The 22,442-nt window shown below is 38.5% G+C and carries 18 protein-coding genes; 14 read left to right on the top strand and 4 right to left on the bottom strand.

The window, feature by feature from the left end; all coding sequences use genetic code 11:
* The first annotated feature begins 32 nt into the window (after positions 1-32).
* The 8 genes from hutH (at position 33) to ASC84_RS14395 (ending at position 10,395) form a co-directional block, all read left to right on the top strand.
* Entirely contained in the window at positions 33-1,571 is a 1,539-nt protein-coding gene (gene hutH, locus ASC84_RS14430; RefSeq protein ID WP_056515934.1) for a histidine ammonia-lyase, read from the top strand.
* 64 nt (positions 1,572-1,635) lie between these two features.
* Entirely contained in the window at positions 1,636-3,048 is a 1,413-nt protein-coding gene (locus tag ASC84_RS14425; protein ID WP_004721798.1) for an amino acid permease, read from the top strand.
* 52 nt (positions 3,049-3,100) lie between these two features.
* The gene (gene hutI, locus ASC84_RS14420; RefSeq protein ID WP_056515927.1) at positions 3,101-4,312 is read left to right on the top strand and encodes an imidazolonepropionase; all 1,212 of its coding nucleotides are present in this window, start codon (positions 3,101-3,103) and stop codon (positions 4,310-4,312) included.
* Between the two features lie 28 nt (positions 4,313-4,340).
* On the top strand, positions 4,341-5,261 hold the full coding sequence (hutG, locus tag ASC84_RS14415; protein WP_004721794.1) for a formimidoylglutamase: 921 nt from the start codon (positions 4,341-4,343) through the stop codon (positions 5,259-5,261).
* Positions 5,262-5,297: 36 nt separating this feature from the next.
* Complete coding sequence (locus tag ASC84_RS14410; RefSeq protein WP_056515924.1) at positions 5,298-6,569, top strand: Glu/Leu/Phe/Val dehydrogenase; 1,272 nt, start codon at positions 5,298-5,300, stop codon at positions 6,567-6,569.
* A gap of 500 nt (positions 6,570-7,069) precedes the next feature.
* Complete coding sequence (locus tag ASC84_RS14405) at positions 7,070-7,528, top strand: lysozyme inhibitor LprI family protein (protein WP_056515920.1); 459 nt, start codon at positions 7,070-7,072, stop codon at positions 7,526-7,528.
* Positions 7,529-7,631: 103 nt separating this feature from the next.
* Positions 7,632-8,156 (top strand): hypothetical protein, encoded by a 525-nt coding sequence (locus tag ASC84_RS14400; RefSeq protein ID WP_056515919.1) that lies wholly within the window; start codon positions 7,632-7,634, stop codon positions 8,154-8,156.
* Between the two features lie 661 nt (positions 8,157-8,817).
* Positions 8,818-10,395 (top strand): sensor domain-containing diguanylate cyclase, encoded by a 1,578-nt coding sequence (locus tag ASC84_RS14395; RefSeq protein ID WP_056515915.1) that lies wholly within the window; start codon positions 8,818-8,820, stop codon positions 10,393-10,395.
* Between the two features lie 391 nt (positions 10,396-10,786).
* On the opposite strand, the gene ASC84_RS14390 is transcribed toward ASC84_RS14395, so the two are convergent.
* On the bottom strand, positions 10,787-11,422 hold the full coding sequence (locus ASC84_RS14390) for a TetR/AcrR family transcriptional regulator (protein WP_004820248.1): 636 nt from the start codon (positions 11,420-11,422) through the stop codon (positions 10,787-10,789).
* 110 nt (positions 11,423-11,532) lie between these two features.
* Here ASC84_RS14390 and ASC84_RS14385 point away from each other — a divergent pair, with 110 nt between their 5' ends.
* Both ASC84_RS14385 and ASC84_RS14380 read left to right on the top strand, forming a co-directional pair.
* Positions 11,533-13,053: an NAD(P)/FAD-dependent oxidoreductase gene (locus ASC84_RS14385; protein WP_056515913.1), complete on the top strand. Its 1,521-nt coding sequence runs from the start codon at positions 11,533-11,535 to the stop codon at positions 13,051-13,053.
* An 88-nt stretch (positions 13,054-13,141) separates the two neighbouring features.
* Positions 13,142-13,978, top strand: a complete 837-nt coding sequence (locus ASC84_RS14380; RefSeq protein ID WP_056515910.1) for an SDR family oxidoreductase — start codon at positions 13,142-13,144, stop codon at positions 13,976-13,978.
* Between the two features lie 508 nt (positions 13,979-14,486).
* On the opposite strand, the gene ASC84_RS14375 is transcribed toward ASC84_RS14380, so the two are convergent.
* The gene (locus ASC84_RS14375; protein ID WP_056515907.1) at positions 14,487-15,110 is read right to left on the bottom strand and encodes a LysE family translocator; all 624 of its coding nucleotides are present in this window, start codon (positions 15,108-15,110) and stop codon (positions 14,487-14,489) included.
* 10 nt (positions 15,111-15,120) lie between these two features.
* Positions 15,121-15,696: a PilZ domain-containing protein gene (locus ASC84_RS14370; RefSeq protein ID WP_004721776.1), complete on the bottom strand. Its 576-nt coding sequence runs from the start codon at positions 15,694-15,696 to the stop codon at positions 15,121-15,123.
* A gap of 23 nt (positions 15,697-15,719) precedes the next feature.
* Here ASC84_RS14370 and ASC84_RS14365 point away from each other — a divergent pair, with 23 nt between their 5' ends.
* From ASC84_RS14365 to ASC84_RS14355, 3 genes are all read left to right on the top strand, one after another.
* Positions 15,720-16,955, top strand: a complete 1,236-nt coding sequence (locus ASC84_RS14365) for a lipoprotein-releasing ABC transporter permease subunit (RefSeq protein WP_004721775.1) — start codon at positions 15,720-15,722, stop codon at positions 16,953-16,955.
* On the top strand, positions 16,948-17,646 hold the full coding sequence (gene lolD, locus ASC84_RS14360; protein WP_004721773.1) for a lipoprotein-releasing ABC transporter ATP-binding protein LolD: 699 nt from the start codon (positions 16,948-16,950) through the stop codon (positions 17,644-17,646). The genes ASC84_RS14365 and lolD overlap by 8 nt, the downstream gene beginning before the upstream one ends.
* A gap of 115 nt (positions 17,647-17,761) precedes the next feature.
* Positions 17,762-20,236, top strand: a complete 2,475-nt coding sequence (locus ASC84_RS14355; RefSeq protein WP_056515904.1) for a DNA internalization-related competence protein ComEC/Rec2 — start codon at positions 17,762-17,764, stop codon at positions 20,234-20,236.
* On the opposite strand, the gene ASC84_RS14350 is transcribed toward ASC84_RS14355, so the two are convergent.
* A complete protein-coding gene (locus ASC84_RS14350; protein WP_056515900.1) occupies positions 20,195-21,151 on the bottom strand; it encodes a lysophospholipid acyltransferase family protein in 957 nt (318 codons plus the stop codon). The genes ASC84_RS14355 and ASC84_RS14350 overlap by 42 nt on opposite strands.
* A 137-nt stretch (positions 21,152-21,288) precedes the next feature.
* On the opposite strand from ASC84_RS14350, the gene sppA reads away from it, so the two are divergent.
* The gene (gene sppA, locus ASC84_RS14345; protein ID WP_056515897.1) at positions 21,289-22,320 is read left to right on the top strand and encodes a signal peptide peptidase SppA; all 1,032 of its coding nucleotides are present in this window, start codon (positions 21,289-21,291) and stop codon (positions 22,318-22,320) included.
* Positions 22,321-22,442 lie beyond the last annotated feature (122 nt).

The raw sequence follows: 22,442 nt of genomic DNA, 5'->3' as shown, positions 1-22,442 counted from the left end.
GAGAACAATATAGCGCAAAACAGGACGTCAAAATGGAACTCTTAATTCAACCAGGCAAGCTCACACTCGCAGATCTTCGCCAAGCGTATTTAAATCCAATTAAAGTTAAACTGGATGACAGTGCTTATGCTGGCATCAATGCAAGTGTTGCGTGTGTCGAAAAAATTGTGAATGAAGGACGCACAGCTTACGGAATCAATACTGGTTTTGGCTTACTCGCTTCAAGTAAAATTGCCCCTGAAGACTTAGAACAATTACAACGCTCATTGGTACTTTCTCATGCCGCCGGTGTGGGCGTACCTTTAGATGATGCGATGGTTCGCTTAATTATGTTGTTAAAGGCCAATAGTTTGGCACGTGGGTTTTCTGGTATCCGTCCTAAAGTGATTGATGCAATCCTTGCCTTGATCAATGCAGAAGTCTATCCGCATATTCCATTAAAAGGTTCAGTCGGCGCTTCTGGTGACTTGGCACCCCTTGCACATATGTCTCTGGTTTTACTCGGTGAAAGTAAAGCACGCTATAAAGGGGAATGGTTACCAGCAGTTGAAGCACTTAAAATTGCAGGCTTAGAACCCATTACTTTAGCGGCCAAAGAAGGTTTGGCACTTTTAAATGGTACTCAGGTTTCAACAGCATACGCATTACGTGGTCTATTTGAAGCAGAAGATTTATTTGCTGCTGCGACCGTTTGTGGTGGATTAAGCGTTGAAGCTATGCTCGGTTCACGTGCACCGTTTGATGCGCGTGTCCATGAAGTTCGTGGTCAGCGTGGTCAAATTGATGTTGCCGCTGCATATCGTGACTTATTGACTGAATCAAGTGAAATTGCACATTCGCATGAGGATTGTAGCAAGGTTCAAGACCCGTATTCACTGCGTTGCCAACCTCAAGTAATGGGGGCTTGTTTAACGCAAATTCGCCAAGCGGCAGAAGTATTAGCGATTGAGTCGAATGCAGTTTCAGATAACCCATTGGTGTTTGCGGCAGAAGGTGACGTAATCTCAGCAGGTAACTTCCATGCTGAACCAGTGGCAATGGCTGCTGATAATTTGGCCTTAGCGATTGCTGAGATTGGCTCACTGTCTGAACGTCGTGTTTCGATGATGATGGATCGCCATATGTCACAACTTCCTCCATTTTTGGTTGCCAATGGTGGGGTGAATTCGGGCTTTATGATTGCTCAAGTAACAGCCGCTGCGTTGGCCAGTGACAATAAAGCACTTGCACATCCTGCCAGTGTTGATAGTTTACCGACCTCTGCAAATCAGGAAGACCATGTTTCCATGGCGCCTAATGCAGGAAAACGCTTGTGGTATATGGCTGATAACGTTCGCGGCATTCTTGCAGTTGAGTGGTTAGGTGCATGTCAAGGACTTGATTTCCGTGAAGGATTGAAAAGCTCTCCTAAACTTGAACGTGCCCGCAAAATTCTGCGTGATCAAGTGGCGTATTACAGTGAAGATCGTTTCTTCGCGCCAGATATCGAACAAGCAAGTGAATTGCTCGCAAGTGGTTGCCTGAACGAATTGCTGATTGCGAAGCTATTACCGAGCTTGTCTGAAGTGTGATCAATAAAACGGTCACATGGAGTGACCGAATCTAACTAAATTTCCTCAAGGATTGGAGATTATAATGTCACAACACTCCACATTACAGCGGGGGTTAAACACCCGTCATATCCGCTTTTTGGCATTGGGTTCAGCGATTGGCACGGGGCTTTTCTATGGATCAGCAACGGCAATTAAAATGGCAGGTCCGTCTGTTTTAATTGCTTATATGGTTGCAGGGATTGCAATTTATATTGTGATGCGAGCATTAGGGGAAATGGCTGTTCATAACCCCGTATCAGGTTCTTTTAGTGAATATGCCTCAAATTATATTGGTCCTTTAGCTGGTTTTACCACAGGTTGGACCTACGTTTTTGAAATGATCATTGTCGCCTTGGCTGACGTGACTGCTTTCGGTATCTATATGGGGTTTTGGTACCCCGATGTGCCACGATGGATCTGGATTTTATCGCTGATTATGTTCTTAGGGGCAATTAACCTGATTCACGTTAAAGTCTTTGGTGAAGTCGAGTTCTGGCTATCCATCGTCAAGGTCAGCGCTATTGTTGCCATGATTTTGGGTGGTTTTGGTCTGATGTTCTACGGCTTTAATGCAGATCACACAGGCTTTGTACCAGGTATCCAAAACCTATGGATACATGAAGGTTTTATGCCCAATGGGATTATGGGTTTAGTTGCCTGCTTATCAGTTGTGGTATTTGCATTCGGTGGCATCGAAATCATTGGGATTACAGCAGGTGAGTCACAAGATCCGAAAACGTCGATTCCGCGTGCAATTAATGCGGTTCCTGTACGTATCTTACTTTTTTATATTCTGACAATTTTTGTATTGATGTCAATTTTCCCATGGAATCAAATTGGTAGCCAAGGCAGTCCATTTGTACAAATTTTTGAAAATTTAGGCATCAAATCTGCAGCAACTGTTTTAAATATTGTGGTGATTACAGCTGCAATTTCCGCGATCAATAGTGATGTATTTGGTGCAGGACGTATGCTGTATGGTATGTCTAAGCATAAACAAGCACCTCAAGTGTTCCAGAAACTCTCACGTAATGGTGTTCCTTGGATGACTGTTGTAGTGATGGCTGGTGTGTTACTTGTCGGCGTCGTGCTTAATTATCTGATCCCCGAAAATGTATTTATTATCATCGCTTCAATTGCAACATTTGCAACGGTTTGGGTATGGTTAATGATTTTACTTTCTCAAGTGGGCATGCGCCGTAAACTGTCTAAATCAGAGATTAAAGCATTAGATTTTCCTGTGATTGGCTGGCCTTATGCACCTGCATTTGCCATTGTATTTATGCTGTTTATTTTAGCCATGATGGGATATTTCCCAGACTCAAGACCTGCACTTTATGTCGGTATAACATGGTTGGTTTTACTCTGGATTGCTTACACGATATGGGTGAAGCCCAAGCAAAATTCAGTAAAAGAAAAACCAGACCTCCAACAAAACATCGAAATGGAAAGCTGATACTGAAGCTGCTCAAGCGCGCTTAAAGCATGAGCAGCAAGAGGAAATATCAATGAAAAAACTTTGGACAAATTGTCATATTGCAACCATGCAAGATGGGCAATATTCCAGTATTGAATCTGCTGCAATCGTCACTTTAGCACAACATATTCACTGGATTGGCGCAGAAAAAGATGTTCCTGTAGATGACTATGCTGAGATCATTGACCTCAATGGCGCATGGGTGACTCCCGGTTTAATTGATTGTCATACGCATAGTGTATTTGGCGGAAATCGCAGTGTTGAGTTTGAAAAACGTTTGCAAGGTGTCAGTTATGCGGAAATCGCAGCGAGTGGCGGTGGTATTGCAAGCACTGTAAGAGCAACACGAGAAGCAAGTGAGGAACAGCTCCTTGCTTCGGCACTCAAACGTATTCGTTGTATGCTTAAAGATGGTGTAACCACCATTGAAATTAAGTCGGGATATGGTCTGGACTATAGCAATGAACGTAAAATGCTCCGTGTGATTCGTCAAGTCGCTCAAACTTTACCGATGACCGTAAAAAGTACGTGTTTGGCAGCGCATGCTTTGCCACCTGAGTATCAAGATCAAAGTGATGCTTATATTGAACATATCTGTACCGAGATGTTACCCAAACTGCATCAAGAAGGTTTAGTCGATGCTGTCGATGCTTTCTGTGAGCATTTGGCTTTTTCTCCTGCGCAAGTTGAACGTGTTTTTAAAGTAGCTCAGGCATTAAACCTACCTGTTAAATTACATGCAGAACAACTTTCGTCCCTCGGTGGTTCAACGCTTGCTGCACGTTACCATGCTTTATCCGCAGATCATTTGGAATACATGACTGAAGCTGATGCCAAAGCCATGGCTGCTTCAGGCACAGTTGCTGTGTTATTGCCGGGAGCATTCTATTTTCTGAGAGAAACCAAGTATCCACCTTTAGATAGTTTGCAGCAACATGGTGTACGTATCGCATTATCCAGTGATTTAAATCCAGGAACATCGCCAGCCTTGTCATTACGTTTAATGCTGAATATGGGTAGTACATTATTCCGTTTAACACCAGAACAAGCACTCGCAGGTGTCACAACGCATGCTGCTTATGCACTCGGCTTACAAGATACGCATGGCACATTAGAACAGGGTAAAGTGGCGGATTTTATTGCTTGGGATATTGAGCATCCATCTGAGATTGTGTATTGGCTTGGCGGTGATTTATCAAAACGAATCATCCAACATGGAAATGAAATCTTGATCTCAGCTTGAGATTGATTTTTATAAAGTGATATTAATAATGAATCATTCATTTAAGTGGCAAGGACGACAAGATGGGGAAGGTGATGCACATCTACGTCTCCATCAAGTGATCAATACCAGTCCTCAAGCATCTTTTGCTTTTATTGGTTTTAGTTCAGATGAAGGTGTTAAACGCAACCATGGACGTTTAGGTGCAGCGGATGCACCAGATATGATCCGTGCTCAATTGGCAAATTTACCTGTGCATCAACCTGTGACCATTATCGATTTAGGCACCGTGCTTTGTGATCATGCTGAACTTGAAATAGCACAGGCGGAATTGGCGCATCAAGTCGAACGTAGTTTAAATTCCGATATGAAGCCGATTGTGTTAGGCGGTGGGCATGAAGTTGCCTTTGGGAGTTTTTCTGGTTTATTTCAATACATTCAAAATAATCATCTGAATAAGAAAATCGGCATTATTAACTTCGATGCACACTTTGATTTGCGTGAAGCTGAACAGGTCACTTCAGGCACACCTTTTTTAAATGCAGCTAAACTATCAGAACAGTTTCATCAAGAATTTAACTACATGTGTATCGGTGTTGCCAAGCATTCAAATACTAAAATTTTGTTTGACACAGCAGAGCGTTTAAACTGTAATTATATTTACGATTATGAATTAAAACTGCAAAATGTTGAAAATTTAATCTTAAGAATAAATAATTTTATTAAAAAAGTAGACTATTTGTATATTACGGTTGACCTTGATGTATTTAACGCTAGCATTGCGCCGGGTGTCAGCGCACCTGCGGTGAAAGGAATCGATTTATCTATTTTTGACCCATTATTAGAAGCCATTAAAAAAACTGGCAAGATCAAAGTTTTTGATGTGGCTGAATGTAATCCGCGGTTTGATTTGGACAACAGAACTGCCAAATTAGCCGCTTATATTATTTTTAACTACATATTTGATTGATGATTCAAGTGACTTCATCAAAAGGATAAGCAAAGTATGTCTAATTTATCTTATATCTCTCAAAATAACGGTCCATGGTCTACCTACCTCGAACAGATTGAGCGAGTTACACCGTATTTAGAACATCTGAAAGATTATGTCGACACGTTAAAGCGACCAAAACGTGCTTTGATTGTCGATGTACCGATTGTAATGGATGATGGCACAATCCGTCATTTCGAAGGCTATCGCGTTCAACATAACTTATCGCGTGGTCCAGGTAAGGGCGGTATTCGTTACCATCCAGATGTAGATCTCAATGAAGTGATGGCACTTTCTGCATGGATGACCATTAAAACTGCGGTTTTAAATCTACCTTTTGGCGGTGCAAAAGGTGGTGTTCGTGTTGATCCTCGTCAGCTTTCTCCACGTGAGTTAGAGCGCTTAACACGTCGTTATACCAGTGAAATTAGCCATATCATTGGCCCACAAAAAGATATTCCAGCGCCGGATGTTGGCACCAATCCTAACGTTATGGGCTGGATTATGGATACATATTCTTCGGGTCAAGGCCATACCGTAACAGGTGTTGTTACAGGTAAGCCGATTCATTTAGGTGGTTCTTTAGGACGTATTAAAGCAACGGGTCGTGGTGTATTTATTACCGGTCAACAAGTTGCCGCAAAAATTAAACTTCCTTTAGAGGGTGCACGAGTTGCTGTCCAAGGTTTTGGTAACGTTGGTAGTGAAGCTGCATATCTATTTGCCGATTCGAAATCTATTATTGTAACGATTCAAGACCATACAGGGACGATTTATAATCCTCAAGGTATTGATTTAGCTACTTTAAAAACTTATCTAGAAAGTAATCAAGGTGTGGGGGGCTTTGCTGGTGCTCAAGCGATTAGCGATGAAGATTTCTGGGATGTTGAAATGGATATCTTGATTCCTGCCGCATTGGAAGGTCAAATCACGGTTGAACGCGCACAGAAATTAACAGCGAAATTGGTACTAGAAGGCGCAAACGGTCCAACTTATCCAGAAGCAGATGATATCTTAATCCAACGTGGTATCACGGTTGTACCAGATGTGATTTGTAATGCGGGTGGTGTAACGGTCAGTTATTTTGAATGGGTTCAAGATATGTCGAGCTACTTCTGGTCGGAAGAAGAAATTAACCAAAGACTCGATAAATTAATGGTTCAAGCGATTAATGATGTATGGCAGACCTCAAATGACAAAGTATGTAGTTTAAGAACGGCTGCCTTTATTTTAGGTTGTGAGCGTATCTTGAAAGCACGTATGGAACGCGGTATTTTCCCAGGCTAATTTATTTGTTGTAAACGTGACCTTAGCGTATCTTCGCTAAGGTCATTTTTTTATCTATTTAAAATGTACTTTAATGGTCTATTTAAATAGTGAATTTTACAGAATCTATTGAATAATAATTATCTTATATAGCGTCTTGTATTGCACAGTAATAACATTTCAAAAATCTGAGTTCATCTTAGCATCAACTTTGTACTGCCTTATTTTGTATATAGATTTGTGCAGTTAATTTAGATAGTAGCAACACGCTGATCTCACGCGATATTTTGCATTACAAGCCAAGCAGTGCTCAGTATGCAATGTGATAAAAAATTCATAGGCTTAAGGCCGAATTGTATGGATAAGACTAAATATAGTCTGAATAAAATGTCTTAAATTTTGTATAGTATTTGCCTTTTTGTGGTTTTAATTTCACATGAATTAAACTATAAAGTATATCTAGTATGTGAATAAATTATAGACACTTCTGCAATAAACCTTTTTAGAAAGTGGTTAAGAATATGAATAAAATATACTCAAAATACATCTATATTTTGAGCATTGGTAGCTTATGTAGCTTTGCGACTTTGTTATCAGCTGCACCGACATTGCAATACTCAAAAACCTACCAAAGCTGTATAAATACAGCAAAAACCACAGGGAACAAGCAACTGTGTATCAGTGCAGAGCATTTAGGTCAGAATGAAAGATTAAATCAGGCCGTAAAAAAACTAACACCCAAGCTCTCAGCATATCAACAAAGCAGATTAGCTGATGCTCAAGTAGAGTGGCAATCTTTGCAAAATTTTAAAGATGATCAATGTGATCAAGCTGTATTTGATGATGAAAATGCAGTTAAACCTTCGGGTAAAAACTTGACCGCATTGGATTGTGACCGACAGTCGCTTGAACGTGTGGCTGAACGCGCTTATGAATTGGAACAAGGCAATGTGCGGGCTGAATATTATCTTGATCCATAATTTATGATTGCTCATGATGTCTAAAGCATCGAAGTGTTTTATAAAAAATTTTATTGGTTTTAGTGTAGATAAATCATCAGCGTAAGCAAAAGGAAACTTTCTTATGATCAGTAAACAACAATTGACAATCAGTACAAGCAATAACCGACAACGCCAGAGTAAGGGAGATAAACATAGAGTCGCAGCTATTTTGGCTGTATTCACATTAGGCTTGTTACTCACTGGTTGTGTTTCAACACCTAATCCTGTGCAACAGGCTGCTGATAAATTGGTTGGGCAACATGTAAATAAAGCAATCGGAATCTTTGGCTCACCAACTTATCGCGTCCCAGCGAGTAAATTAGGTGGCTCTGCAATGTGGGAAAATTCGATTGTTTCACAACGTGTCGTACAGCAATTTGTACAAACGGGGACTGAATATGCGGGTCAGCGTGTCGTTGGTCAAACAGGCGGGCAAGGTGTTGTTGGCGCTATTTATGAAAATCAATATCGTCCAACAGGATACTATCAAAACGCTGTACAAGAGCATGCTCAATACCTTTGTAATATCACAGCACTGACGGGTCCAGGTGATATTATTACGAGTATTATGGTGATTGGATGTAAACAGAGTAAAGATGGTTTGTGATCCTTAAAAGCCAAATATAGCTTTAATCTGACAGATATATGATAAAATGGATAACTGTCAGATAAGGTTGACGAGAGTATCATTTTTAGAAGACAACGATGATCAAAATATTCTGTTCAAAGGCTCATAGATCCATTGAGTAAAATAATTCTTATTCATGTGCATTTTCTATTTATTTTTCTCTATTTTTCTAGGATAGAAACGTTAAAATAAAAAAGATAATGGTGTGATTTAAATCATTTTAAGCATTTCACTTAATAGAACATATGACTTCCGAAATACGCTAAAATGATATGCAACTTCAAGCAATTCTTAGTTAGCCTCATGATATCTGTAGTGCCTATAGTAAAGGCATATAGCCATGGGGAAATAAAATAATACAGGTATTTTTTTGGTTTAATTTACACCTTATTCAGTTTATTTTTATGAGGCAATATATTCGTCATTTGTATACTTTCGCATGGTTTATATACTGAGTTAAAGTCGCTAAAAATTCATTGAGCAAAGCCTGATGATTATCTTCAACAAATTTTCTTAAAAATTATGTTAAGGGAAACCATTTAAAAATCATGAAAATAAATTAAACAATGGTAAAAATATTGTAGTAATACTAAGTAAAAAAGAATAAAATTCAATCAAATGCTGTTTTGCAAATGACCTCATGAAACTGAAAAAACTCATATTTTGTTTAAAGTTAAATCTGAGAAAACTTATTCTTTTTTTAGCAATATTCAGCATCGCTATTCTATTTATTGCTTCACTTTTCGTGAATTATTCTATTCAAAAAAAAGAACTACTAGATACTTCTCTTTCAGTAAATATGGAATATGCCACTAAGATTGCCCAAAAAACGGATTCTCAAATTCAGACTGTGTTAAAGCAGTTAAATTATAGTGCCACTTTGCTGGGGGATTCATTTAATGATGAGCAATTTAAACAGTTGGAAGTGGATCGACTAAAATTTCAATCGAATTACTTTGACAGTGTGATTATTTCGGATAAATACGGGCATGTACTGAATTACTCACCTTCAAAAATTGCCATTAATAAAAATGTGGTGAATACAACATTAGGCTTTAAACAGTCCATTGAAACGCAAAAGACAGTGATCACAAGCCCATATTATTCAATCAAAAACAATTTAATTGTTTTTATTTCACAGCCTATTTTTGATAAAGATAAAAAGTATCTGGGCTTTATTGGTGGTGCAATTTATTTAAAAGAAAAAAATATCATTAACGAGTTATTGACACTGAGCTTTAACTATAAAGACAGTTATATGTATGTATTGGATAGCAATAGGAAAATTATTTTTCATCCTGATGCGAGTCGAATTGGTACTCTTGCAACAGACAATACCGGTCTTAACTATATGACCAGTCATATGATTGGAAAAATAAGACTGATCAATAGCAAAGGCGTAGATAATTTAGCGGGCTTTGCCAGAGTCAGTCATACCAACTGGATCATCGTTTCACAACAACCGACCCATAAGCTTTTAGAAAAAGTTCCATATCTGATTTATAAAATTATTGCTTATATGCTTGGTTTTTATATTTTGATCTTTTTGATTATTTGGAAGATATCATATTATATCTCAGCGCCTTTAAACCGCTTAGCAACCATGGCGAGTCATCTCAATAACCCAGAGACTGCAACTCAAATTAAAGATGTAGATGCTTTATATTATGAAGTGAGGAATTTTAAACGCTCACTGTTACAGAGTTCTTCAAATTTTAAGAAAAAAATCTCTACACTCAATCATTATGTAAATACAGACCCGTTAACAGGATTTTATAACCGCAGAGGGATGGAGTTACATATTGAACGCTTAATGAAAAATGACGCACCATTTGCAATTATTGCTGTGGATATCGATTATTTTAAAAAAATTAATGATCAATATGGACATGAAAAAGGCGACTTAGTCCTGACCAAGACTGCACAAAATATTAAAGATTGTGTTAGGAATATTGATGTTTGTTGTCGGATTGGTGGAGAAGAATTTGTGATTCTAAGCCCGATTGATAGCCAAAATTTAACCATTAATATTGCAGAACGGATTCGGCAGGCATTAGAAGTAACGCCAATCGGAGAAATACCTGCGATTACCGTGTCAATAGGGATTGCGCATTGGCCTGAAATTTCTACCGACATCCATAAGGTGTTTAAAGCTGCTGATGAATATTTATATCTGGCAAAAAAAGATGGGCGTAATTGTATTCGTTATAAAAAATAGCATTTAAAAATGCAAACTTATCTTCAATAAAGATCTTTCATAAATCAAAAAATGATCATGTGGAGTGAATCATATTGGTATTGAAAGTTCCTTCTCCCTCTGGGAGAAGGCTAGGATGAGGGGGATTTTATATTGATTTATGGTTTTAAAAAGGACTTATGAAAGAAGTCTAATATTTTATCTCATTAAAAACTGCCCATAATCTATGTTATGGACAGTTTTTGAGTAAATTTAAGTATTATTTCAATCTTAGGATAAAAAATAAAAAACTGTATTGAGGCTATATCTCCGTCCATGGGTGAGATTGATGTCTTCACAAGATAACCATAACCCGTAGGATTGAATGAGATAAAGAAAACAGTTTAATTTATATTCTGTTGATTGCTATAAATCAGGCTGATGGCTTAGCAACTCCGCCTATGATTAATTCAATAATCGAATCGCCATAGTTTTTTAAACCTTTGAGATCTTCAGGATTGGCTAAAAAGCGTAAAGCCCCATTGGTAATCATCCCAATGATATTATGCCCCGTATTTTCACAATCTAAATTTTCACGAAAAAAGCCAGAATCTACCCCATGTTTTAAATAGTTGGCAGTAAAAATACCCGCCATTTGCATCAAGTTTTGAATAAATCTGGTCATTTCAGCATCTATTGAGGTTGCTTCAAGTAATAATAATTTTAGAGTTAGAGGATTCTCTTGTGCAAAAAGACGGAAGCGTTCAGAAATTCGCTGACATTGTTCACGGTACTCTTCAATATTATTCACTGCTTGAGGTGCATTTTCACCGGTAAGCAATGCCATGATTTTTTGCATGGTATCAGAAATAACATGCTGCAAGATATCGCGTTTATTTTCAAAATGGCGATAAAAAGTACCATGACCAATGCCTAAGCGTTTGGCTATATCTGAAATCGCTGTTTGATGGTATCCACGCTCAGAAAATTCTAAAAACGCAGCTTCTAAAATATCAGCTTGTAATTGGATACGTTGACGTTCTGCACGAGTTAAAGTTGGTTCATTCATAGGCAAAGAATACCAAATAAATATTCAAAATTGTTAAACAATGGAAATTGACAAGTCATTCCGTTTTTGACATTGTATTCCTATTGTTTATATTCTAAGCGATTTTCAACATGGAACAAATGAAAAAAAGCACTAAAGATAAAAACTTTTATAAAGTGATTATCGTGGGTGGTGGTTTTGCTGGTCTTGGTGCCGCAATCAAATTAAAACAAGCAGGGATTGAAGATTTTATATTGCTGGAAAAGGCTGCTGAAATGGGCGGGGTCTGGCGTGAAAATACCTATCCAGGTTGCGCCTGTGATGTACCATCGGCGCTCTATTCATACTCTTTTGAACAAAACCCTGGATGGTCACGGGTCTTTGCACAGCAAAAAGAAATTAAACAATATTTATTTGATGTGGTCGATAAGTACAAGGTCATGCCACATGTGCATTTGAATCGTGAAGCTTTACAAGCACAGTGGTCCGATGTGGAAAATTGCTGGATTATCCAAACCGAACAGGGCGAGTTAAGATCTCAATTTGCGATTCTAGCTTGTGGTCCCATGCATGAACCTGTATTGCCTGATGTTAAAGGTATTGAAACTTTTAAAGGAGAAATTTTCCATTCTTCACAATGGCGGCATGATCTGGACTTAACAGCTCAACGGGTTGCGGTGATTGGAACAGGTGCTTCTGCCATCCAGTTTGTACCGCAGATTCAACCCCAAGTTAAACAACTGACGATCTTTCAACGTACTGCACAATGGATTTTGCCAAAGTCAGACATGCCATTACTTGCACCTGTTCGTGCCATGTTTAAGCTGTTACCACTGACTCAACAGCTGATGCGAGGCTCAGTCTATGGAATTTTTGAAACGATAAATGGTGGAATTCAAAGTCCTGCGGCAATGAAGCAATTCCAAAAATTAGCCAAATGGCATTTAAATTACCATATTAAAAATCCGCGCCTACGAGAAAAATTAACCCCCAATTTTATTATTGGTTGTAAACGTATTTTGCAATCCAACAATTGGTATCCCGCTTTAGCACAAGACAATGTGGAGGTGATTGCCAGTGGTTTATCTGAAATTAAAGGCAATACCTTAATTGCAAGTAATGGTGAACATTGTGAAGCTGATGTGATTATTCTTGGTACAGGGTTTGAGATTGCTGAACCACCCATTGCCAATCATGTCTATAACCGTTTTGGGCAGCGTATGTCCGATGTTTGGCAGGGTAGTCCTGAAGGCTATATGGGGACAATGATCGAAAATTGCCCAAATGTTTTTTTGATGTTTGGTCCCAATGTCGCTGTAAGTTCTTCAGCATTTATTATCATTGAAGCTCAGCTTGATTACATTATCGATGCTTTGAAACAGGCAATTCAATTGGGCATCAAGACCATTGAACCAAATCCCAAAATCACCAAAGTTTTTAATGAAAAAGTCCAAGCAGCTTTGCAAACCACAGTATGGAATAAGGGTGGATGTCAAAGCTATTTTATCGATCGCAATGGACGTAACAGTACAGTTTGGCCATGGTCAACCTATAAACTCCGAGTAAAGATGAAACATTTTAATTTAGCTGAGTATCTGATTGATCATCAACCTGGACCAAGCACAAGCTTAAAGCAAGAAGATGTTGTATGAGAAAGAGATTTTAACTTTCATCATATTCAAACCTAAATAAAGAGGATGGATATGAAATTTACCAAGATTTTAAATAAAGGATAACGCAATGTTTAAAAAACAAAAATTAAAAGACAAAGTGATTGCGATTACTGGTGCCGCACGTGGTATTGGTTTAGCTACCGCGGAAGCTTTAATTGCACAAGGTGCAAAAGTCAGTATTGGTGATCTCGATTTAGCACTTGCTGAAAAAGAAGCACAACGTATTGGTGCCAAAGCTTTTAAAGTGGATGTGCGTGATCGTGAATCATTTGCCCAATTTATTCAAAACACCATTCAACATTATGGCAGTCTTTATGCTTTAGTAAATAATGCTGGGATTATGCCGATGGGGGCTTTTCTGGATGAAGATCCCGCTTTAGCAGATGCACAGATTGATATTAACTTTCGTGGTGTCATCATTGGTATGCAATTGGCACTTCCTGAACTGCTTAAATATAAACAAGGCCATATTGTTAATATCGCATCACTTGCAGGGCGTTTTGCCTTGCCGGGTTCTGCGGTTTATTCAGGGACTAAATTTGCTGTGATTGGTCTCACCGAAGCAGTTGCAGGTGAGTTTCGTGATTCTGCTATTCAGTTCACGGCAATTTTACCCAGTAAAGTGCTGACAGAGCTCACCGCTGGAACTGAAAATGCGGCAAAAACGATTCCAGCGGTGACACCACAACAGGTTGCCGATGCAGTTGTGAGTGCTTTAATTAAGCCACGGTTATTTATTGCGGTACCTGATTACTTACAATCAGTACATAGTGCTTATGCTTTATTGCCGCAATGGGCGCAAACAGGTGCCCGTCGTATCTTGGGGGATAATGGTATTTTGACTAAGCTTGATCATTCTGTCCATTCAAGTTATGCCAAGCGAATTCATAAGTTGGCAGAATAATTGCTTATCAAAAAGAAACTTTTTAAATTAGTACAGGGTCTGTAGACATTTCATAAATGGCTTGCGTTGTAGGTTAAAATTGAGCATGAGACGTATACGTCGTAAAGCATGAATGAGAATAGCGAGACTATTTTCGAGTTTCATAACGAAGGCTGAGATAATTTTAGCCACAACCCTGAGCAAGAACAAACCACTGCTTTGTTTGCAGCGCAAGGCGCAGCGGGGGACTAGTGTGTTTTTTGCCGCTACGTCGTTACGAACTACTCATTTAGAATGACTAAATTTCGTATCTCGCGCCTAGTATCGCCTAAAAAACACACGTAGTCGCAAACATAGACGAATTGTCAACAGACCCTATTTGACTCAAAGTAAATACTCCACTTTGAGTCGTTTTTTATGGGTGTGGCTAAGATGGATGTCATTGGATATACGTTGATACGTGTTACTGTAAAGCTAGTACTACCATATCTTATTGAAAACATTTAAATTTATATTAGGTAGCTTGGTGTTATCTTTTAGAGCTCAGTATGATTTGTGTTGCTAAGCCAAAAAATACCGTACCCATAAACCATTTTTGTACTTTTAACCAAAGTACGTGACGATTTAAAAATTGAGTAAATGAACTGGCGGTAAAAATAAACAGCATGTTGATGAGTAGACTAATCACAATTTGCACAAAACCTAAACTCAGCGTTTGCACTAAAACATCGCCTTGGTGTGGTTTGATAAATTGTGGCAGCAAAGCTAAGTACATCATCGCAATTTTAGGATTGAGTAGATTGGTCAAAAAGCCCATTAAAAATAGTTTTGAATTAGAATAAGACTGTTGACTGGCAATCTCAAAAGGCGAATGAGGAGAGCGAATTGCTTTCCAGCCGAGATAAGTCAGGTAGAGCGCACCAGCAATTTTTAAAACATCGTATGCAACTGGAATCGTCATTAATAAAGCGGTGATCCCAAAAGCAGCACACAGCATATAAAATACAAAACCGAGCGCTGTGCCGCCCAATGAAACCATTCCCGCAGTTTTGCCCTGACACAAGGACCTTGAGATCAGATAAATCATATTTGGGCCAGGGGTGAGTGCCATACCTAAGGCAATCAAGGCAAAAGCGAATAAAGTAGAGTCCATATGTTCAATATCAATTATTTTGTAGGGTGATGTTTTGTTGAATACATTCAGCCAGTTTGACTTTATCTTGTGGATGTAAGGTAATGAAGTAAGCACCTACACGATATTGCTCATTTTCAGCAGGTTCCGAGTACGCAATTTGTGCCGTTGCTGCAATATGGAAGAAATTTTCAGGATGACTCAGGGTGACATGAATAAAGCTACCTTGTTTCAGGTATTGCTGACTGGTAAAACTGAAGCCACTTTCAGAAAAATTGACTTTTTGTGGCGTTGGTAACATGGTTTGTACAATAGAATCGTAAAGAGAACCAGTAATAAGGTTTAACTTTTGGTTGAATAAGGATAAGATTCGAGCAATTTGTTGATCTTTTTCATTTAATTGTTCTAATTCGTAGTGAAGTGCATGATCAAATTGATCTAATTCTGCAAGTAGTAGAAAATAGCGCGGTAATACAAAATTAGCATCATATGGATCGTTCAGCGCAACTTCTTCAGAAATGATTTGATAGTTGATCCTTAACGCAGCATCGATTCGTGACATGACACGACGTTCATTTGCTTCATTTTGATGCTGTAACGCTTCCATAAAACACCTCGGACTAGAATGGTATGTTTAAACCAATCTCGCTGTATATAGGGTTGAGATACACTCGCGCACGGCGTAGTAATCACTTTATTTCTTTTATCGCTTTGGTTTCCATGATCGGTCTAACCTTAGGGGTTGCTGTACTGATTACAGTTTTATCTGTTATGAATGGTTTTGACCGAGAGTTAAAGAACCGTGTTTTAGGTATGATACCTCAAGCCACTGTTTCTTCAACACAAATTCTAACAGACTGGCCTGTACTTGCAAAGAAAATTGAACAACATAAGCATGTGACTGGTGTTGCTCCATTTACCCAACTACAAGGTATGCTTACTGCACAAGGACAGGTCGCCGGCATCATGGTGACTGGTATTGAACCTCAATATGAAAAGAAGGTTTCAATTATCCAAAATCATATGGTGGAAGGTAGCATAGATCAACTAAAAAAAGGTGAATATGGCATTGTTCTAGGCAAACAAATGACTGATGCGTTAGGCCTTGGTCTAAATGACAATGTCACCTTGGTTTTACCTGAAGCAACCCCTTCGCCAGCAGGCGTTGTACCACGTTTTAAACGTTTTAAAATCGTCGGTATTTTTAGTATTGGTGCAGAAGTTGATTCGAGTTTAGGTTACATCGCACTCAATGATGCATCTACGCTATTACGTCTACCTGACGGTGCGCAAGGTGTGCGTATGAAACTGGATGATATTTTCCAAGCGCCACAGGTTGCCAATGAAATTGTTCGTGAGTTACCAAGCGGTTTCTATGCCTCAGATTGGACCTATACGCATGGTAATTTATTCAGCGCAATCCAAATGGAAAAGGCAATGGTCAGTCTATTGTTATTCCTCATCGTGCTTGTTGCTGCATTTAATATTGTGTCTTCATTGGTCATGGTTGTGACGGATAAAAAATCAGACATAGCGATTCTAAGAACATTAGGCGCGTCACCAGCAACAATTACCCGCATTTTTATGGTGCAAGGTACTGTGATTGGTGTGGTTGGAACGGTTGCTGGTGCAATTTTGGGGATTATCTCTGCGTTAGGAATTAGTAACTTTATTGGCTGGTTGAATACTGCATTTGGATTACATTTATTCGATGCCTATTTTATCAACTACTTACCTTCTTATTTAAGATGGCAAGATGTAGTGGTGATTGTGAGCTTGTCCTTAGGTCTAAGCTTTATTGCAACCATTTATCCTGCATTGCGAGCAGCTAAAATTCAACCTGCGGAGGCGCTTCGTTATGAATAGTGCTACACAAAGTCCAGTGGTTTTAGAGGCGCAAAATATCTATAAATCGTTTACGGATGGCAAGTCGCATGTAGACGTGATTACAGGTTTATCTTTGCAAGTCGCGCAAGGTGAGTTTGTCTCTATCGTGGGTTCAAGTGGTTCAGGTAAAAGCACACTCTTGCATATTTTGGGCGGTCTTGATCGTCCGACCCAAGGTCTTGTCAATTTAAATGGCAAACGTTTTGATAACTTAGGTGAAGCTGAACGTGGTTTCTTACGTAATGAACATCTAGGATTTGTTTATCAGTTTCATCATTTACTGCCTGAATTTACTGCGCTTGAAAATGTCGCGATGCCGTTGATGTTAAGAAAAGATGCCGAATATAAAAAGGTTAAAGAACGTGCTGAATATTTGCTTGAACGGGTTGGATTATCACATCGTTTAACGCATCAACCTGGTGAGCTATCGGGGGGTGAACGTCAACGTGTGGCTTTAGCACGTGCCTTGGTCACACAACCGAAGTTGATGTTAGCCGATGAACCGACAGGAAACTTGGATCGCAAAACAGCAAAATCTATTTTTGAATTACTGCGTGATTTACGTGAGGAATTTAATATGGCCATGTTGATTGTGACGCATGATGAGCAACTGGCAAAATCAGCAGATAGAATCCTACATATGCAAGATGGTATCTGGATCGATGGTTAAGTCAGCATTTATTTTGATGATATCATGCTGAATTGATGTATAATTTTTAAACTTAAGCCCAATCTGATTGGGCTTAATCAATAAATCAACACTGAAAACAATAAATAGAAAAACTATGTATATGTACATTGCTTTAATCGGATGGATATTGGGTATCTCGTTTATGGGATATTATTCACCCGCTTATTTAAACCTCTTGATTTGGATCAGCTTAGCATTAAGCCTAGTGTTATGTGTATGTCGATGCTTAAACTATAGCTTGATCAATTCTGTTGTATTTAAGTTGGTTTCTCTCAGTGTAGTGGGGATATCAAGTGGTCTCCTTGGTTTTTATTATGCAGATTTCGCACTTGAAAAAAGATTAAGTTTACGTGATACACCACATCATCAAATTGAAAAGATTATTTATATTTCTCGCATAAATACTATTAAGCCAACAGACTCATCCTCCAACACTCAATTGCCTAATACTCAACAGCGTATCCAACAAAAAGCATTGCTACTCGAACCCAACAAAGTCAGACAAATATTGATGTATCTGGATGACTCACAGTCTGAAATGATCCAACTGGGGCAATATTATCGGGTTACAGGGCAAATTAAACCGATTCATGGTTATGCTGTAGCTGGAGTGTTTGATAAAGAAAAATGGTTTTTACAAGAAAATATTCTGGCTGTATTCAAGCTCCAGTCGGTTGAACATATCGATGAAAATCAAGTGAAGCAATTGGGCTATAGCACCTTTGTTGAGCAACAAAATAGCGTGCGATATAGAATTCAACTTAGTATCGAGAATTTACGTTTAAAGTTTCGCGATTTAATTGCTGATTCTTCTTTAAAAAATAAGGGCTTAGTCCTAGCATTATTGACAGGGGATGAAAGTTTATTGGCAAACGAAACTCAAGACTTATTCAAAACCATGGGTATTTCTCATTTACTTGCAATCTCTGGGCCGCACGTATTAATTTTTGCCATATTGTTTTGCTTTTTATTTAACTCAATCATTAAAAAAGTTTATCCACAGATTTTTTTGAATATTCCACAACCTTATTTATTGGTTTATCCATTTTTGGCCTGTGTGGTGTTTTATAGTGCTTTTGTTGGTTTTGAAATACCAGCATTAAGAACCATGCTAACAGTCTCAATTTTAAGCGTTATTATTTTATTCAAGCAAAAAATTCAACCGCTTAAACATTTATTATTGACGGCCAGTATTTTATTGCTGCTTGATCCTTTTAGTATTTTATCTTCTGCTTTTTGGCTGTCCTTTGGTTCCTGTTTTATTTTGATTCGCGTCTATCAAACAGTTCAACAACATGCTCTCCCAACTGTAGAGACATGGAAGACCAAGGCCAAGCTATTTATACGGGTATTGATTGATTCCCAATGGAAAATATTTATTGCATTACTGCCAGTGGTGCTGTGGATTTTTCAACAATTTTCGTGGATTACACCCTTGAGCAATTTGCTTGCAATTCCAATGATCGGTGCACTGATTGTTCCCATTGAAGTTTTGGCCGCATGTATAAGTATGCTGTTTGAACCTTTAGGATTATGGCTCTTTAAAATTTCTGATCTTTTATTGTCTATATTGCTGTACCTACTGGAAAGATTAAATCAGCTGCTCAATTTTAAACTGAATTGGTGGGCATTTAATTCGCTAGAAATTGTTTGCATCGCTTTGGCTGTTTTTATTTTATTTTTGCCCAAAGGTGTACTGCCAAAATTTTGGGCAATACTTTGTTTAATCCCCTTAGTGATCTCGCATAAGAGTTCTGCAATATTTCAACTGGATATCATAGATGTTGGGCAAGGGCAGGCCATCTTTTTAAACCTACCCCAACATAAAATGCTGATTGATACAGGAGGTTCATTTGATGAAGCAAGATTTAGTATCGGCAAAAATGTCATCATTCCATATCTGATGCGACAAGGGATTGCCCAATTGGATCAGGTGATTTTGACGCATTTAGATCAAGACCATAGTGGTGCATTTGCAGAAATAGAGAAAGTGATCAAAATGAACAAAGTTTATTCAAATGAAACAGATGCACGTTTTAACCTGTATGACTTTGACTATTGTTATCAAGGACAATATTGGCAATATGAAGATATTCGAATTTCAGTCTTGGCGCCTACTAAAAATAGCCTAAGCAAAGCTCGCTATGATCGAAATGAACTGTCTTGTGTGATCTATATCCAAGTCCCTGAGTCAAAGTCATATCAAAACTTTTTATTGATGGGCGATGCAGGTTGGGAAACGGAATTTAATCTGTTAACACAATATCCCGATTTAAAGGTGGATGTCTTAGTACTGGGTCATCATGGCAGTAAAAATAGTTCTTCTTATGCCTTTTTAAAACAGTTACAGCCTAAACTTGCGATTGTATCGGCAGGATATGCCAACCGTTATGGTCATCCACATCCAATTGTATTAAAACGGCTAGGTGTGTTGAATATTCCAGTCAAAACCACGATTGAACAAGGCACTATCCAATTTAAGCTAAATCCGCAAGGGCAGATGGATGTGACAGCTTATCGCCAAACTTTAAAGTGGCTCACTTTCCGTGATCGCATCATTTCGGACTAAATTGACCATTTCCATAGCTTCTTTATTGGAAACATTATAAATCTGTTTGAGCTTTGGATGCGCTTTAAAGCGTTTATAACTCCAATGGTAATGTTCTGGATATTGGCAGATTAATTTTTCCAGCGCAGTGTAAATGATATGCGTACCTTGATTTGCATCCACCTGATAGATCTTTTCATCAATCGGCTGAACCACCATATCAAAACCCTGATTGTCATTTCGGATTGCATATAAGAAAAGTGCTTTGGATTTGGTTTTTTGGATCAGTTTGGCACTTAAATTACTTGAAGAGAGTGGAATCCCGAAATATTCAATCAGTTCTCCACCTTGGTGGGGTGAATGGTCAGGCAAAATCACAGTTGTACCACCTTGTTTTAACGCCCTAAATATTTGTCGTACACCTGATTCATCTGTTGGAACTAAGCTGGCATTTTCACGACTTCGCGCTGCACGTACAAAACGATCCGCACTCTCATCCTTAATCGGTTCATACATAATGGTCATTTGGGTATATTGGGCAAACCATGCATTCATAATTTCCCATGTACCGAAATGAGGCACGATCAATACCAGCCCTTTTTTTTCAGCAATAGCCTCATGGAAATAGTGTTCACCTTCAACATGGTGAATACGATCGATATTTTTTTGATTGGAACTGCCCCAAACCGTAAAAAATTCCATATAGGATTGTAGTTCGTTACGAATCGCCTGTTCTGTAATTTTCTCACGTTCTGCTTTATCAAGATCTGGAAAGCAAATTTCAATATTTAGACGAATGGTTTCAGATGTTTTTGTGATATGTAATAAATTGACCAGTCCAGCTAAAATACGCGCGATAAAACGCGCGATTGGGATCGGCAGTCGACTGAAAAAATTGAGAAGTCGCGAAGTAGTGGTCTTATGTTTATCAGTCATCTGGATCTAAAATTAATGCAGAAGTTAAGTAATGGTGAGATTTAGCAAATTATTATAAGTTAAATCGTAATGATTAAATAGATTATACGGATTCCGTGTATATAATGAAGCATGAATAATTAATTTGGATGGTATAAATGTCAGATTGGCCGCCGAAACCTCAAAATGACAATACAAATTTGAATTCCTCTGCTGGGCAACAGCCTACAGGACAGGAATGGAAGATCTTAGAGAAAGCGGTTCTTGCTTCAGTTGAAGAGCAACGTCGTACTCGTCGTTGGGGGATCTTTTTTAAAATACTCACTTTTCTTTATATTTTGTTTGTCTTAGTTGCATTGGGTAAGAGTTGTTCATTGTCTGGTTCAGATGATGGAACAATAACCTCCGAGAATCATTTAGGGGTTGTCAATATCGTTGGTACGATTGATTCAAGCAGTCAAGGTGTAAATAGTACCGATACAATTAAATCATTAAAGAAAGCCTTTGAAGCAAAGTCTGCCAAAGCAGTTGTACTGAATGTGAATTCACCAGGTGGGTCACCGGTTCAGTCTGATGATATTTGGCAAGAGATTCAATATCTTAAAAAACAAAATCCAGAGAAAAAAGTCTATGCTGTGATTGGTGATATGGGCGCTTCAGGTGCTTACTATATTGCATCAGCAGCAGACGAAATTTGGGTGAATCCATCGAGTTTGGTGGGGTCAATCGGTGTGATTATGCCGAACTACGGTGTAAATGGTTTAGCCCAAAAATTAGGTGTTGAAGACCGTACCATGACTTCGGGAAGCAATAAAGACATACTCAGTATGACCAAGCCGATTAATCCAGAACAACGTGCGCACATTCAAGCTTTATTGGACAATGTCCATGATCACTTTATCGATGCTGTGAAAAAAGGCCGTGGTGAAAAGCTAAAATCGAAAGATCCAGCGATTTTCTCTGGCTTATTCTGGACGGGTGACCAAGCTATTAAATTGGGTATCGCAGATAAAGCAGGGAATATCGAAACATTGAAACGTGAATTAAAAGTGAAAAAGACAGTCAATTATACGGTTGAGCGTAGCCCATTTGACTCGGTTCTAGGCCGTTTAGGTTCAGAAATGGGGAATGGCTTAGGTGAAGCTGTAAGCCAAAAACTTGGTATGAACCAAGATGTGAAAATGCAATAGTCTAGGTTTTATGGATCAGTAAACAGTAATATAGCGGTAGCATTGCTGTTTACTGATCCATCCTGTATGAAATAAAAACAAAGTTGAAAAAAAGAAAATGAATAATTAAGCCAAACACAATT

The sequence above is a fragment of the Acinetobacter sp. Root1280 genome (genome assembly GCF_001425285.1).
Lineage (GTDB): Bacteria > Pseudomonadota > Gammaproteobacteria > Pseudomonadales > Moraxellaceae > Acinetobacter > Acinetobacter guillouiae.
The sequence above is the reverse complement of the archived record's forward strand: the minus strand, read 5'-3'. Positions and strand labels throughout refer to the sequence as shown.